The organism is Microbacterium sp. MMO-10 (assembly GCF_037148715.1).
In the GTDB taxonomy this organism is placed as follows: domain Bacteria; phylum Actinomycetota; class Actinomycetes; order Actinomycetales; family Microbacteriaceae; genus Microbacterium.
Genome location: NZ_JBBCSV010000003.1, coordinates 101297 through 114484 on the forward strand (window position 1 = coordinate 101297; position 13188 = coordinate 114484).

Here is a 13188-nt window from a genome sequence, read left to right on the forward strand (position 1 = left end):
GGAGTCTCACGCGGGGTGGGATGCATTCCCACAATCGACGCCGGGATCCGCGGGATCCCGCATAGGATCGCCAGTGCGAAGACGCATCAACGATCTGGAGGAGCGCGATGGAACGCGACATCTACGACGAGGATCACGAGGCTTTCCGGGGTCTCGTCAAGGACTTCATCGGCCGCCACGTCACGAACGAGGCCATCGACCGCTGGGAGGCGGCCGGCGAGATCGATCGCGCGACCATGCTCGCGGCGGGCGAGGCCGGCCTGATCGGGCTCTCCGTGCCCGAGGAGTTCGGCGGGGCCGGCATGCTGCAGGACTACCGCTTCCGCACCATCGTGATGGAGGAGGTCATCGCCGCAGGTGCGGGGTCGCTGGCCGGTGCCTTCGGGATCCAGGACGACCTGGCCGTCCCCTACCTCGTGCACATGGGCACCCCCGAGCAGAAGGCGAAGTGGCTGCCCCGCATGGCGACCGGCGAGGTGCTCGGCGCCCTCGCGATGACGGACCCCGGCGCCGGCTCCGACCTGCGCGGCATCAAGACCAACGCGAAGAAGGTCGACGGCGGCTACATCCTCAACGGCGCGAAGACGTTCATCTCCTCGGGCACCACGGCGGACATCGTGGTGACCTTCGTCAAGACGGGGGAGGGCAACCGGCCCGACGCGTTCAGCCTGCTGATCGTCGAGAAGGGCATGGAGGGCTTCGACCAGGGCAAGAAGCTCAGCAAGATGGGCTTCCACGGGTGGGACACCGCCGAGCTCAGCTTCACCGACGTCTTCATCCCCGACGAGAACCTCATCAGCGGCAAGGAGGGTCAGGGGTTCATCCAGCTCATGATGAACCTCCCGCTCGAGCGCTTGTCGATCGGCGTCGCCGCGGCGGCCGCGGCCGAGGCGGCGACGAACTGGACCATCGCCTACACGAAGGACCGCGAGGCGTTCGGAGAGCGCATCGCCGACTTCCAGAACACCCGCTTCCGCCTCGCCGACATGGTCACCACCACCGAGGTGATGTGGGCGTACGTCGACCGCGCGCTGCTCGCCTACAAGGACAGCAAGCTGTCGGCCGAGGACGCCGCGAAGGTCAAGTTCTGGACGACGGAGCGCGAGTGGGAGGTGCTCGACACCGGCGTGCAGCTCCACGGCGGCTACGGCTACATCATGGAGTACCCGATCGCGAAGGCCTTCACCGACGCCCGGGTGCACCGCATCTACGGCGGCACCAACGAGATCATGCGCGACCTCGTCGGACGCCAGATCGCGGGCAAGCGCTGAACGCCTCCTGAGCGCAGAAGGGCCCTCGGATCCACGGATCCGGGGGCCCTTCTCGTCGCCGTGCCGGATCGTCCTCCACAATCGCGGATCCGGAGCAGTTCTCCACCGATCCCGTGGGCGGCCGGCCGGACGCTTCGCCGGGCCGCCAGGCTGAGCGCATGAATCCCGACGCTCTGCGCGATCTCGCGCTCGATGACGATGACGACCTCCGCGACGCGGTGGAGCTGCTGCTCCACCGCGCGAACCAGCGGCAGCTGTGGCTGCTCTTCATCGACGGCCGGGGGCGGCTCGGTGAGCCGCTCATGCCGATGGCCGACTATCCCTCCGACCCGCTCGAGGTGGTGCCGATCGACGATCTCGGCGACGTGGCACAGGCGCAGGCCCTCGCGCACCGGATCGGAATGCTCCGTGAGATCACCGGCAATGCCGCCGTGGTGCTCGTGTGGGAGCGGGTCGGCGATGCGCGGGTGGGCGGAGAGGAGGACGATGTGCGTCTCTGGGCCCGGGCGATGCGGCGGCAGGCGTCGTCGCTCGGCGTTCCGCTGCGGGCGCAGTTCCTGCTGCACGCGTACGGTGTGCGCCAGCTCCACGCCGACGACTGGGCCTGAGCATGCCGGTGTCGCCGCAGGGGTAGGAAGAGAACTCCTACTTTGGTAGTATCCCGGGTGTGGCGCACGTGAAGGTCAGTCTCAGCCTGAGCGAGGAGGACCTCGCCTTCCTCGACGCGGAGACGCGCGACGGGCGTTACGCCTCCCGCTCGGCCGCCACCCAGGAGGCGGTACGCCTGCTGCGGGAGAGTCGTCTCGCCGATGCCTATGCCGCCGCTTATGCCGAGGGCTACGACCGGGAGTGGGACGGAGCCGTCGGGGACGGGCTCGCGCCCGCGTCCGCGTGAACGAGGGCTGGGCGCTTCGGCGCGGACAGATCGTGCTGGTCTCTCTCGATCCGGCGGTGGGTTCGGAGGCGAGGAAGACTCGTCCGGCCGTGATCGTGACCAACAACACGGCCAACGCGGTCGCCGGACGCAGCATCCGAGCGACCATCACGGTCGTGCCCCTGACGTCGAACACGGACCGGATCCTGCCTTTCCAGGTGCTGCTCCCTGCGGAGGCGACCGGGCTCGATCGCGATGCCAAAGCCCAGGCCGAGCAGGTCCGCACGATCGCCGTGGAGCGCGTCGTGCGGCCGGTCGGCGCAGTCCCCGCGGAGCTCATGGGTGCACTCGACGAGGCGCTCCGCGTTCACTTGGCGCTCTAGGTCCTGCAAGCGCGGAGCTCCGGGCGACGTGACGCCCGGCGGCGTCCTGCGGTGTCGTCCGGCGCCCTCGGATCCACGGATCCGAGGGCGTTCTCCGTGCGCGGCCGCCTGCGGGAAACCCGGCGGGAAGAACTTCGGTATTCAGTGTTGCTATGTACCGGTACTCAGTGTTACTGTCTACCAGTAGTCAACATCACTGAGTAGATGAAGGAGGCGATCGCGATGGCGAGTCAGATGACCGAGATGCTCAAGGGCACCCTCGAGGGGATCGTCCTGGCGATCCTGGCCGAGCGATCGGCCTATGGATACGAGATCACCACGCGGCTGCGGGACGGAGGCTTCTCCGACATCGCGGAGGGCACCGTCTACGCGCTGCTGGTGCGCATCGAGCAGAGGGGCCTCGTGGACGTCGAGAAGGTCCCGTCCGAGAAGGGGCCGCCGCGCAAGGTGTACTCGCTCAACACGCAGGGGCGGGATCAGCTCGCCGAGTTCTGGAGGACCTGGAGCTTCCTCGCAGAGCACATCGAACAGCTCCGCCGCACCGACAGCACCCGCACGACCGACATGAATGAAGGAGCCTGACATGGCCGCCAAGTGGATCGAAGCCCTCACCGGGTCCCTCGAGCAGAAGAAGCAGTACAAGCAGGACAAGGCCCGCATCGAGGCCCTTCCGTCCCCCTATGCGGAGGCCGCCACCGCGATGCACCGCTATCTCATGTACGCCGGCGGGATCACCGACGGCGACACCATGGTGCAGATGTACACCGACATGGCCGATCTCTGGGAGCGCGCCGCCGTCGACCGCACCCCGGTGCGCGACATCGTCGGCGATGACCCGGTCGACTTCGCCGAGACGTTCGCCAAGGCGTACGCCGGCCGCGAGTGGATCGACAAGGAGCGCGCCCGGTTCGCGAAGGCGATCGACGACGCCGAAGGAAAGGGGAACCGATCATGACCACCCTCGCCGCCCCCGCGATCCGCGTGCGGGGCGTCACCAAGGCGTTCAAAGACCTGCAGGTCCTCCGCGGCGTCGACTTCGAGGTCGAGCGGGGCAGCATCTTCGCCCTGCTCGGCTCGAACGGCGCCGGCAAGACCACGCTGGTGCGGATCCTGTCGACGCTGCTCAAGGCCGACGGGGGATCCGCGACCGTGCACGGCAACGACGTCGCCGCGGCGCCGAACGCAGTGCGCGAGGCGATCAGCCTCACCGGGCAGTTCGCCGCCGTCGACGAGATCCTCACCGGCCGGGAGAACCTCGTGCTCGTCGCGAAGCTGCGTCACCTGAAGGATCCCGGATCCGTCGCCGACGCCCTGCTCGCCCGGTTCTCGCTCACCGACGCCGGAGGGCGCCGCGCCGGCACCTACTCCGGCGGCATGCGTCGCCGGCTCGACATCGCGATGAGCCTGATCGGCGATCCGCCGATCATCTTCCTCGACGAGCCGACCACCGGCCTCGACCCGCAGGCGCGGATCGAGGTGTGGGACACCGTGAAGGAGCTCGCGCACGGCGGCACCACGGTGCTGCTCACCACGCAGTACCTCGACGAGGCGGAGCAGCTGGCCGACCGGATCGCGATCCTGCACGAGGGCACCATCATCCAGAACGGCACCCTCGCGGAACTGAAGAAGCTGCTGCCGCAGACGACCGTCGAGTACGTCGAGAAGCAGCCCACCCTCGAGGAGGTCTTCCTCGCCCTCGTCGGCCCGTCGGCGGCCGGCAGCCAGACCGAGAAGGAGGCATCGAAATGACCAGTCACGTCCTCAGCGACACCGGCACGCTCACCGGCCGTTCGCTCAAGCACATCCTGCGCAGTCCGGACACGATCATCACCACGGCGGTGACCCCGATCGCGCTCATGCTGCTGTTCGTCTACGTGCTCGGCGGGGCGATCCACACCGGATCCGACCAGTCGTACATCGACTACATGCTGCCCGGCATCCTGCTCATCACGATCGCCTCGGGCATCGCGTACACCTCGTACCGGCTGTTCCTGGACCTGCAGGGCGGGATCTTCGAGCGGTTCCAGTCCATGCCGATCGCGCGATCGAGCGTGCTCTGGGCGCACGTGCTCACCTCGCTCGTCGCGAACATCGTCTCGGTGGCGATCGTGGTCGGCGTCGCGTTCGCGATGGGCTTCCGCACCGGGGCCTCGGTCGGGGCGTGGCTCGCCGTGGCCGGGATCCTCATCCTGTTCACCCTGTCGCTGACCTGGCTCGCCGTGATCGCGGGCCTGAGCGCCAAGACCGTGGACGGTGCGAGCGCGTTCAGCTACCCGCTGATCTTCCTGCCGTTCATCAGCTCGGCGTTCGTGCCGACCTCGTCGATGCCCGGGCCCGTGGCCTGGTTCGCGGAGTACCAGCCCGTGACCTCGATCGTGAACACCATCCGCGCGCTGTTCGACGGCCGGCCCGTGGGATCCAGCATCGGGATCGCACTCGCCTGGATGGTCGGGATCCTGGTCGTCGCCTATGCCGCCGCGATCGTCATCTACCGGAAGAGGATCAGCTGAGCCGTGCTGCGACCGGCTGATCCGAACCGGATCGAACCGCCTTCGGCGCCCCGTGCGCCCGGAGGCGGTTCGAGGCGGTTCGGGCGCCATCTCAGTTCAGCGGTACCGCGGCGGCCTCGCGTGCGGCGCGAGAGGCGGGCGAGGCGGATCCGATCCGCCAGTACCCGCAGAAGCTCACCTGCTCCTTGTCGACGCCGCGCTCGCCGACGAGCAGCTTGCGCGCACCGGAGGCCAGCGCCTGCTCGCCGGCGGCATAGGCGTGGAACGGTGCGTCCGGCAGCGACAGGTCGCGCAGGGCGGCGAGGACGCGCGATCCCGGCCGGTGCGCCGCGGTGCGCACGATCCGGTGCACCGCGATGCCGGCGGGATGCGGAAAGTCGAGCGCGTCCTCGGCGGTCGGCGCCTCGAGCAGCACGGATCCCGTCGCGTGCGCGGGAAGGGAGGCGCAGATCGATGCGATCGCGGGGAGGGCCGTCTCGTCGCCGACGAGCACGACCCGGTCGGTCCCCCGCGCGGGGTTGAAGGTGAGTCCCTCGTCGATGACGAGCACGGGCTCGCCGGGGCTGCAGGTCTCCGCCCAGCGGGACGCCGGGCCCGCGGTCCCCTCGGCGGCGGAGCCGTGCAGCACGAAGTCGACGTCGAGCTCGGCGCCGGCGGCGGCCGTCGCGGGCCGGAACGCGCGCACGCTGTAGTTGCGCATGACCGGGCGCTCGCCGTCGGGGATGCGCAGGAACTTCAGGTAGCCGAGCGTGCTGTTCGCCTTCGCCGGCACGCGGCCGAGCCCCGCGTCGCCGCCGACGGGCAGGAAAAGCCGGAACCACTGGTCGTAGCCCATCGGCGTGAACCGCTCGATCTCACCGCCGCCGAAGGTGACGCGGATCCAGTGCGGCGCGAGCCGCTCCGTCCGCAGCACGGTGAGGGGCACGAGCCCGGCCGAGGCCGGCTTGACCATCTTGCTGTACGCCATCGGGAACCTTTCGGGGTCGGGTCAGAGCCGCCAGGGGAAGAACAGGGCGAAGATCGTCGCGGATGCGGCGAGCATCAGGACGAGGAAGACGATGTCGCGCCCGCCGAACGGCACCTCGTGCCGTTCGGTGCGGGTCGGATAGGCGCCGAAGGCCCGCGCGTCCATGGCGAGCGCCACGCGCTCGGCATGCCGGATCGCGCTCGCCAGCAGAGGCACGATGTACCCCCAGCCGCGTGCGATCCGAGCGAACGGGCCCCGTCCGCCGTGGGTTCCGCGCACCCGATGCGCCGCGCGGATGACGCCGAGCTCATAGCCGAACCGCGGCACGAACCGGTACGCCGCGAGCGCCGTGTAGCCGATCCGGTAGGGCACCCGCAGCTGCTGCACCCCCGCGCGCGCGAGGTCGGGGCCGGTGGTCGTGAGACCCGGGATGAGCGCCAGTCCGAGGATCGCCGCGAGCCGCAGGCCCGTCGCGAGCCCCGATTCCAGGGCGCCGGCATGCAGCGCCCAGCCGCCGATCCGCAGCACCTCCGGGGTCGCGGCGACCCGCGCCGGATCCGTCCACAGCGCCATGGCGGCTGCGAGCACGAGGACGCCCGCGGGGACCGCCGCCAGCAGCAGCGCCCAGACGCGTCCGGTGAGGCGGGCGCCGGTGAGGACGACGGCATAGGAGAGCGCGAGGAACGCCGTCGGCGTCGCCAGGTCGCGCACGAACAGCAGCACCACCATCGCGGGCACCACGGCGCCGAGCTTGGCGAGCGGGTTCAGGCGGTGCAGCCAGGCGTGCGGAGGATGCGGCGCGGCGTAGGGATCGAGGTGAGGGTCGTCGTCGGTGCGCGCGGCGGCCGGGTTCTCCGCCGGGGTGCCGGGAGGGCGCGCGACGGCGCCGGCTGCCGTGCTCGGGGCGTCGTCGTCCGCCGGGTTTGCGCCGGCGTCGCCGCCGGCTGCCGTGCTCGGGCCGTCGTCGCCGGACGGGGTGCGCGGCGGTGCCGCGTCGTCGGAGAGCAGGGTCCGCAGGGCGGGCGGGATCGCCGCATAGGCCGCGGGGAGGGGGATGCCGCCATCGCGCACCAGTGCCGGCGTCGCGCCCGCGGCGACGACGGATCCGCCCTCGACGAGCACGGTGTGCGTCGTGTGCCGCACGACGAGATCGAGGTCATGCGTGACGAGGAGGATCGTCGTGCCCTCGGCGCGCAGCTCGCGGAACAGGGCGAGCAACTCGTCGGTGCGACGGAGGTCCTGGCCGAAGGTCGGCTCGTCGAGCACCAGGATCCTCGGGCGGGCGATGAGCGCGGTGCCCACGGAGAGACGGCGCTTCTCGCCGCCGGAGAGCAGGTAGGGGTGCGTCCCGGCCTGGTCGGCGAGGCCGAATCGGTCGAGCATCGCCTGCACGCGTTCGGCGATCTCGGCCGGCGGCGTGTGCTGCAGTCGAAGCCCGTGCGCGAGCTCGTCGAACACGGTGTGCGCGATGAACTGGTGCTCCGGGTTCTGGAACACGAAGCCGCGGTGGGCGGCGAGGGCGCGCGGCGACGCCGTCGCCGGATCGATCCCGTCGAGGAGGACGCGACCGCGCGGCGGGGACACGACGCCGGCCAGCGCCTGCACGAGCGTGGTCTTGCCCGCGCCGTTCGGTCCGATGACGGCCGTGATCGAGGCGCGGGCGATGTCGAGGTCGACGCCGTGCAGGACCGGGACGCCGCCGCGCACCACCTCGAGGCCGCGCGCTGTGATGATCGGCTCGGTGGTGGTCGTGGTGGAGGCGGTGGTGGTGGCGTCGAACTCCGTCGATCCGGGGTCTTTCGCGGGCGATGCGCCGATCGTCTGCGGGATCGACGGAGGTTCGGACAGCGGCGCATCCGGGTCCCGGCCGGACAGCGGCGCACCCGCATCCCGGTCGCGCAGCGCGTCCTCGAGTTCCGCGGCGGTGAGCGGGAGCGGGTCGAGGGGATCCGCCCGCAGCCCCGGTACCCGGGCGTTCAGCCTTCGTGCGGCGAGGGCGGCGGTGGGCAGGCGCACCCCGAGCCCGATCAGGTCGTCGGCGTGCGCGCGGAGCACCTCCGCGGCGGGGCCGTCGAAGGCCTGCCGGCCTTCGTGGTCGAGCACGAGAGCCCGGGTCGCCAGGGGCAGCACCCCGTCGAGATCGTGCTCGACGAGGACGATCGCCCGGTCGGGGCCGGCGATGTCGGCGAGCGCGGCGTGCACCTCGGCGGCGCCCTCCGGATCGAGGTTCGCCGTGGGCTCGTCGAGGATCAGCACGGGCGCGGCGGTGGCGAGGGCGGCGGCGATCGCGAGGCGCTGCTTCCCGCCGCCGGACAGCCGGTCGGGATTCTCGTGCCTGCGCTCCCACAGGCCCATCCGGCGCAGGGCCCGCTCCGCCCGATCGAGCACCTCTGCGACCGGCAGGCAGAGGTTCTCCAGGGCGAACGCGACCTCGTCGAGCAGGGATCCGGTGACGATCTGCGCATCCGGATCCTGGAAGACGATGCTGACGTCGCGGCTCAGCACGGCGACCGGGGTCGTCGCGGTGTCGTGGCCCCGGATCGCGACGGATCCGATGACCCCGGCCTCGAGCGAGTGGGGGATCAGGCCGCCGAGCGCGAGCGCGAGAGTCGACTTGCCCGATCCGGAGGGGCCGAGGAGCAGCACGACCTCGCCGGCGCGCACGTCGAAGGACAGGTTCCGCACGGCGGGGTCGTCCGCACCGCGATGCGTGATCGTGAGATCGCGCACGCGCAGGAGCGGGGCGGGGGGCATGGGGCTCCGATCGGGAAGCTTGCTTAGGCAAGCCTAACCTAGGCGACGCAGGCGTCGCAGACGATCGGATGCGCGCTCAGTGCGGGGCGACGCCGGCGCGGCGCAGCGAGATCCCGATCCGCAGCCCGATCGCGGTCCAGGCGATCGGGCCGAGCACCGCCAGGGGGAGGTAGATGATCCGCGCCCAGAGCGGCAGCTTGTCGAGGTCCACGGCGAAGAACACCACGACCGCGATGATCACGCCGATGATCGCGGCAGAGACGAAGAACCGCCACGCACCCCAGGCGCGGTACCGCGTGAGGGCCGCGACGCCCTCCTGGATGAGGCCGAACAGCAGGGCGGTGCCGAGGAAGCGCGGGAACCAGATCGGATTGAAGGCGCTCGCCACCAGCGCGGCGAGCACGTGGGTGAGCAGCGCGACCAGGGGTCGGCGCAGCACCTCCTGCGCGATGATGCCCGGCAGCACATGCGAGCCCAGCACCAGCCCGTAGGCGAAGGGCGCGCCCGCGATCACGGGGATCGTGACCCACCCGGCCGCCGCGCCGAGGAGTCCCGTGGCGACCCCGATGGCGGCGCAGACGAGCAGGATCCGCGTGGGCAGCGGGGAGCGGGCGGCGGGCACCCGTCCAGCGTACCGGCGGCGTCGGACAGGGCGGCCGGGAGAAACCGGCCCCGGGTCGCACCCGTCCCCGGAGGGTTCAGATCCGCCGGCGTCGCGGCATGAGACGCACCGGCGGGATCGGCGGTGCGGGGATCCGCTCGTCGCCGTGCCCGACGACGTGGCCGAACCGGTCGGATCCGGCCTCCCAGTCCTCGCGCGCCTGCGCGATCTCCTCGTGACTGCGGGCGGCGAAGTTCCACCACATCACGAGATCCTGCTCGAAGGGCTCGCCGCCGAGGAGGAAGAGCAGCGCCCCGCCCTCGCTCGTCACGGTGACGGAGGCGCGGGAGTCGCCGAGGAACAGCACGTCGTCGACGTCGAGCGCGGTCTCCGCGAGCTCGGCTCCCGAGACGCGGGCGTCGCCCGTGACGAGCAGCAGTCCGTGCTCCCAGGCCGGGTCGAAGGGCAGCGCGACGGTCGTGCCGGGTGCCACGCGGATCTCCGCGCCGACGATGGGCGTGTGGGCGGTCGCCGGGGAGGAGACACCGGCATAGGAGCCCATGACCACGGTGACCTGGGCGTCGGATCCGCTCTCCGCGCGCAGGGCGAGCCCCGGCAGGGACAGATGCTGCTCGAACCCGGGAGTCCCGGTCGCGGCGCCGTCCGGCAGCACCACCCAGAGTTGCAGGGCGTCGAGCGGCCCCGCCTCCTCGCCCACCGAGTACTCGGAGTGGGCGATGCCGTTCCCGGCGGTCATCAGGTTCAGCTGCCCGCGGCGCAGGACCACGTCGCTGTCGATCGTGTCGCGGTGCCGGATCTCGCCGACCAGCGGCCAGGTCACCGTCTGCAGGCCGATGTGCGGATGGGGCTCGACGCGCATGCGCACCTCGGCCGGGCCGAAGCGGTCGAGGAAGCACCAGGCGCCGATGGTCGGCACATCCTTGCTCGGCAGCACCCGCAGCACGTTCATCGCCCGCACGCCGCCGAGGGGCACCTCGCGCGCCTCGAGCAGCGCGGCGCGGGGGCCGTGCAGGCTCATGCCGGGTCCTCGGCGGACGGCTCGGCGGGGAAGCGCACCGTGGCGCCCGGCACCTCGTGCGTGCGCAGGTACTTGTTGATGTACGGGCAGTACGGCACGATCGTGTCGCCGGTGGCGGCCGCGTCGGTGAGCGCCCCTGCGGCGAGCTTCGACGCGAGGCCCTGTCCCTGGAACGCCGGATCCACCTCGGTGTGGGTGAACAGGATCATCCCCGGGCGGCGCTGGAACTCGGCGAATCCGGCGAGCTCGCCGTCGCTGGTGATCTCATAGCGGGACTCTGCCTCGTTCAGGGTCACGGCGGTCTCGGGCATGACGCTCCTTCGTCGATGGCGGCGGTTCGCGTCCAACCTACGCCCGGACGGAGGCGCCGGGGCCGGGACGAACCCGGCTCCGTGCCCCCGGGGGCGCTCGCACAATTCAGGCTGGTCCGCGGCGGAAGGACGGAAAGTCCCCGGTTCCGTCCGCTTCTGCGCCCTCCAGCCTGAATCAGGATGGGCGAGGCGCCCTGTGGACAACGGCCTCGGGTGTCGGCCCGCCTCGTTACGCTGGAGGCATGCCCCAGAACGATCCGCGAGACCCCTATGCGGATCTGCCGTGGTCCGACGCGCCGCTCGACGACCCGTACGCCGACCTGCCCTACGCGGATGAGCCGTGGGAGGCTGCGCCCCCGCCCGAGGAGGGCGAGTGGGCGGGATCCCCGGGGGCGGTCCCGCAGAGCAGCTTCCCGGTTCCCGCCGCCCTTCGGGAGCCTCCGGCGCCGGCGGCTCCCGCGCCCAGCCGGTTCCCCACGCCGCTCGCCGCGCTCGCCACGGTCTACGGTTACGACGCGTTCCGCGGCGACCAGGCCGCGATCATCGACCAGGTGGTCGCCGGCGGCGACGCGGTCGTGCTCATGCCGACCGGAGGCGGCAAGAGCCTCTGCTACCAGATCCCCGCGCTCGTCCGCGAGGGCACCGGTCTCGTCGTCAGCCCGCTCATCGCGCTCATGCACGATCAGGTCGACGCCCTGCGCGCCAACGGCGTGCGCGCCGAGTACCTGAACTCCACGCAGACGGCGGCCGAGCGCGCCGAGGTCGAGCGGGCGTACCTCGCCGGCGAGGTCGACCTCCTCTACGTCGCCCCCGAGCGGCTCTCGAACGCGCAGACCCTGGGGCTCCTGCAGCGCGGATCCCTCAGCGTCATCGCGATCGACGAGGCGCACTGCGTGTCGCAGTGGGGTCACGACTTCCGCCCCGACTACCTCGCGCTCGGGGGCCTGGCCGAGCGCTTCCCCGGCGTCCCCCGCATCGCGCTCACGGCGACCGCGACGCGCGAGACGCATCGCGAGATCACCGAGCGGCTGCACCTGCCGCAGGCGAAGCACTTCGTCGCGAGCTTCGACCGGCCCAACATCCAGTACCGGATCGACCCCAAGGTCGACGTCCGCAAGCAGCTCGTCTCCTTCATCCGGAGCCAGCCCGAGGGATCCGCCGGCATCGTCTACGCGCTCAGCCGCTCCTCGGTCGAGCAGACGGCCGAGTACCTCAGCGCGCAGGGGCTCGACGCGATCCCGTACCACGCGGGGCTCGACGCGGGTACGCGCGCGGCGCACCAGTCGCGGTTCCTGCGCGAGGACGGCGTGATCGTGGTCGCCACGATCGCCTTCGGGATGGGCATCGACAAGCCGGACGTGCGCTTCGTGGCGCACGTCGATCTGCCGAAGTCGGTCGAGGGGTACTACCAGGAGACCGGTCGCGCGGGCCGCGACGGCGAGCCCTCGGTCGCGTGGATGGCGTACGGCCTCGGCGACGTGGTGCAGCAGCGCCGCTTCATCCAGCAGGGCGAGGGCGACCGCGCGACCAAGCAGCGGCAGAACCAGCACCTCGACGCGATGCTCGCGCTCTGCGAGACGGTCGACTGCCGTCGGCAGAACCTGCTCGGCTACTTCGGCCAGGCGGCGGAGCCGTGCGGCAACTGCGACACCTGCCTCACCCCTCCGGACAGCTGGGACGGGCTGATCCCCGCGCAGAAGCTCCTCTCCACGATCGTCCGGCTGCAGCGCGAGCGCCGCCAGTCCTTCGGGGCGGGGCACCTCATCGACATCCTCCGCGGCGCATCGACGGAGAAGATCCGCAAGTTCCGGCACGACGAGCTCGCGACCTACGGGATCGGATCCGACCTCACCGACGCGCAGTGGCGCTCGGTCGTGCGGCAGCTGCTCGCCCAGGGACTCATGCAGGCGCAGGGCGAATACGGCACCCTCGCCGTGAGCGAGGCGAGCGGCGGCGTGCTCGCCGGGACGACCCCGGTGAAGCTGCGCCACGATGTCGTCTCCCGCGCGGGTTCGGCCGGGGGAGGGCGCTCCGCCAAGAGGAACGCGGCCGAGGCGCTCGCCGAGGCAGATCGGGGGCTGTTCGAGGCGCTGCGGGCCTGGCGTGCGCAGACCGCGCGCGCACAGGGCGTGCCGGCGTACGTCGTGTTCGGCGATGCGACCCTGCGCGCCCTGGCCGAGCATCGCCCGGCGCAGGCGTCCGACCTGGTGGGCATCAGCGGCATCGGCGAGAAGAAGCGCGAGGCGTACGGCGAGGCCGTGCTCGAGGTCATCGCGGCCGAGGGATGACCCCGCCCGGCGGCGAGGGCCTTCGGGACTCACCGCGGCAACAATCGGCCGTGCGCCCGCGGCGAGGAGGTCGGGCCCGCGCCCGAGGGGACCTCCTGTCGTCACCTCGGTGAAACACACTCGCGAGGGCGTGCGCGACAGTGACACCATAGGGGTCCACCCCGAGCCCGATCGTCCGGCCCGGCGGTGC

14 protein-coding genes are annotated in these 13188 nt (G+C 71.5%); 9 read left to right on the top strand and 5 right to left on the bottom strand.

From position 1 onward, the window contains the following. Positions 1–107: 107 nt before the first annotated feature. The 8 genes from WFJ17_RS09265 to WFJ17_RS09300 all read left to right on the top strand — a co-directional run bounded on the left by WFJ17_RS09265 (position 108) and on the right by WFJ17_RS09300 (position 5038). Positions 108–1271: an acyl-CoA dehydrogenase family protein gene (locus WFJ17_RS09265; protein ID WP_251447412.1), complete on the top strand. Its 1164-nt coding sequence runs from the start codon at positions 108–110 to the stop codon at positions 1269–1271. Positions 1272–1429: 158 nt separating this feature from the next. Then, a complete protein-coding gene (locus WFJ17_RS09270) occupies positions 1430–1879 on the top strand; it encodes a hypothetical protein (protein WP_251447409.1) in 450 nt (149 codons plus the stop codon). Positions 1880–1938: 59 nt separating this feature from the next. After that, positions 1939–2166 carry a ribbon-helix-helix domain-containing protein gene (locus WFJ17_RS09275; protein WP_251447406.1) on the top strand — a complete coding sequence of 76 codons (228 nt, stop codon included), beginning with the start codon at positions 1939–1941 and terminating at the stop codon, positions 2164–2166. Further along, positions 2163–2528, top strand: a complete 366-nt coding sequence (locus tag WFJ17_RS09280; RefSeq protein WP_336648245.1) for a type II toxin-antitoxin system PemK/MazF family toxin — start codon at positions 2163–2165, stop codon at positions 2526–2528. Before WFJ17_RS09275 ends, WFJ17_RS09280 begins: the two co-directional genes overlap by 4 nt. Before the next feature lie 222 nt (positions 2529–2750). After that, positions 2751–3110: a PadR family transcriptional regulator gene (locus tag WFJ17_RS09285; protein WP_292887975.1), complete on the top strand. Its 360-nt coding sequence runs from the start codon at positions 2751–2753 to the stop codon at positions 3108–3110. 1 nt (position 3111) lies between these two features. Beyond that, positions 3112–3483 (top strand): DUF1048 domain-containing protein, encoded by a 372-nt coding sequence (locus WFJ17_RS09290; protein ID WP_251447398.1) that lies wholly within the window; start codon positions 3112–3114, stop codon positions 3481–3483. Then, positions 3480–4277 carry an ABC transporter ATP-binding protein gene (locus tag WFJ17_RS09295; RefSeq protein ID WP_336648246.1) on the top strand — a complete coding sequence of 266 codons (798 nt, stop codon included), beginning with the start codon at positions 3480–3482 and terminating at the stop codon, positions 4275–4277. The genes WFJ17_RS09290 and WFJ17_RS09295 overlap by 4 nt, the downstream gene beginning before the upstream one ends. Next, a complete protein-coding gene (locus tag WFJ17_RS09300; protein WP_336648247.1) occupies positions 4274–5038 on the top strand; it encodes an ABC transporter permease in 765 nt (254 codons plus the stop codon). Before WFJ17_RS09295 ends, WFJ17_RS09300 begins: the two co-directional genes overlap by 4 nt. A 91-nt stretch (positions 5039–5129) precedes the next feature. Here the strand turns inward: WFJ17_RS09300 and WFJ17_RS09305 are convergent, their stop codons facing one another. The 5 genes from WFJ17_RS09305 to WFJ17_RS09330 all read right to left on the bottom strand — a co-directional run bounded on the left by WFJ17_RS09305 (position 5130) and on the right by WFJ17_RS09330 (position 10710). Beyond that, positions 5130–6005 (bottom strand): siderophore-interacting protein, encoded by an 876-nt coding sequence (locus tag WFJ17_RS09305; protein ID WP_336648248.1) that lies wholly within the window; start codon positions 6003–6005, stop codon positions 5130–5132. Positions 6006–6026: 21 nt separating this feature from the next. Then, a complete protein-coding gene (locus tag WFJ17_RS18700) occupies positions 6027–8759 on the bottom strand; it encodes an ATP-binding cassette domain-containing protein (protein ID WP_442927977.1) in 2733 nt (910 codons plus the stop codon). 76 nt (positions 8760–8835) lie between these two features. Then, positions 8836–9381, bottom strand: a complete 546-nt coding sequence (locus tag WFJ17_RS09320; protein WP_251447385.1) for an ECF transporter S component — start codon at positions 9379–9381, stop codon at positions 8836–8838. A 76-nt stretch (positions 9382–9457) separates the two neighbouring features. After that, a complete protein-coding gene (locus WFJ17_RS09325; protein ID WP_336648249.1) occupies positions 9458–10399 on the bottom strand; it encodes a pirin family protein in 942 nt (313 codons plus the stop codon). Beyond that, positions 10396–10710 (bottom strand): GNAT family N-acetyltransferase, encoded by a 315-nt coding sequence (locus WFJ17_RS09330; protein WP_336648250.1) that lies wholly within the window; start codon positions 10708–10710, stop codon positions 10396–10398. Before WFJ17_RS09330 ends, WFJ17_RS09325 begins: the two co-directional genes overlap by 4 nt. A 242-nt stretch (positions 10711–10952) precedes the next feature. On the opposite strand from WFJ17_RS09330, the gene recQ reads away from it, so the two are divergent. Continuing rightward, positions 10953–12998, top strand: coding sequence for a DNA helicase RecQ (gene recQ, locus WFJ17_RS09335; RefSeq protein WP_251447376.1), 2046 nt, complete (start codon positions 10953–10955; stop codon positions 12996–12998). The last annotated feature ends 190 nt before the right edge of the window (positions 12999–13188 follow it).

Bases quoted from the DNA above. Each gene is read 5' to 3' on its own strand.
- WFJ17_RS09300 (WP_336648247.1), top strand. From the start codon at position 4,274: ATGACCAGTCACGTCCTCAGCGACACCGGCACGCTCACCGGCCGTTCG.
- WFJ17_RS09265 (WP_251447412.1), top strand. From the start codon at position 108: ATGGAACGCGACATCTACGACGAGGATCACGAGGCTTTCCGGGGTCTC.
- WFJ17_RS18700 (WP_442927977.1), bottom strand. From the start codon at position 8,759: ATGCCCCCCGCCCCGCTCCTGCGCGTGCGCGATCTCACGATCACGCAT.
- WFJ17_RS09330 (WP_336648250.1), bottom strand. From the start codon at position 10,710: ATGCCCGAGACCGCCGTGACCCTGAACGAGGCAGAGTCCCGCTATGAG.
- recQ (WP_251447376.1), top strand. From the start codon at position 10,953: ATGCCCCAGAACGATCCGCGAGACCCCTATGCGGATCTGCCGTGGTCC.
- WFJ17_RS09295 (WP_336648246.1), top strand. From the start codon at position 3,480: ATGACCACCCTCGCCGCCCCCGCGATCCGCGTGCGGGGCGTCACCAAG.
- WFJ17_RS09285 (WP_292887975.1), top strand. From the start codon at position 2,751: ATGGCGAGTCAGATGACCGAGATGCTCAAGGGCACCCTCGAGGGGATC.
- WFJ17_RS09305 (WP_336648248.1), bottom strand. From the start codon at position 6,005: ATGGCGTACAGCAAGATGGTCAAGCCGGCCTCGGCCGGGCTCGTGCCC.
- WFJ17_RS09270 (WP_251447409.1), top strand. From the start codon at position 1,430: ATGAATCCCGACGCTCTGCGCGATCTCGCGCTCGATGACGATGACGAC.
- WFJ17_RS09325 (WP_336648249.1), bottom strand. From the start codon at position 10,399: ATGAGCCTGCACGGCCCCCGCGCCGCGCTGCTCGAGGCGCGCGAGGTG.
- WFJ17_RS09290 (WP_251447398.1), top strand. From the start codon at position 3,112: ATGGCCGCCAAGTGGATCGAAGCCCTCACCGGGTCCCTCGAGCAGAAG.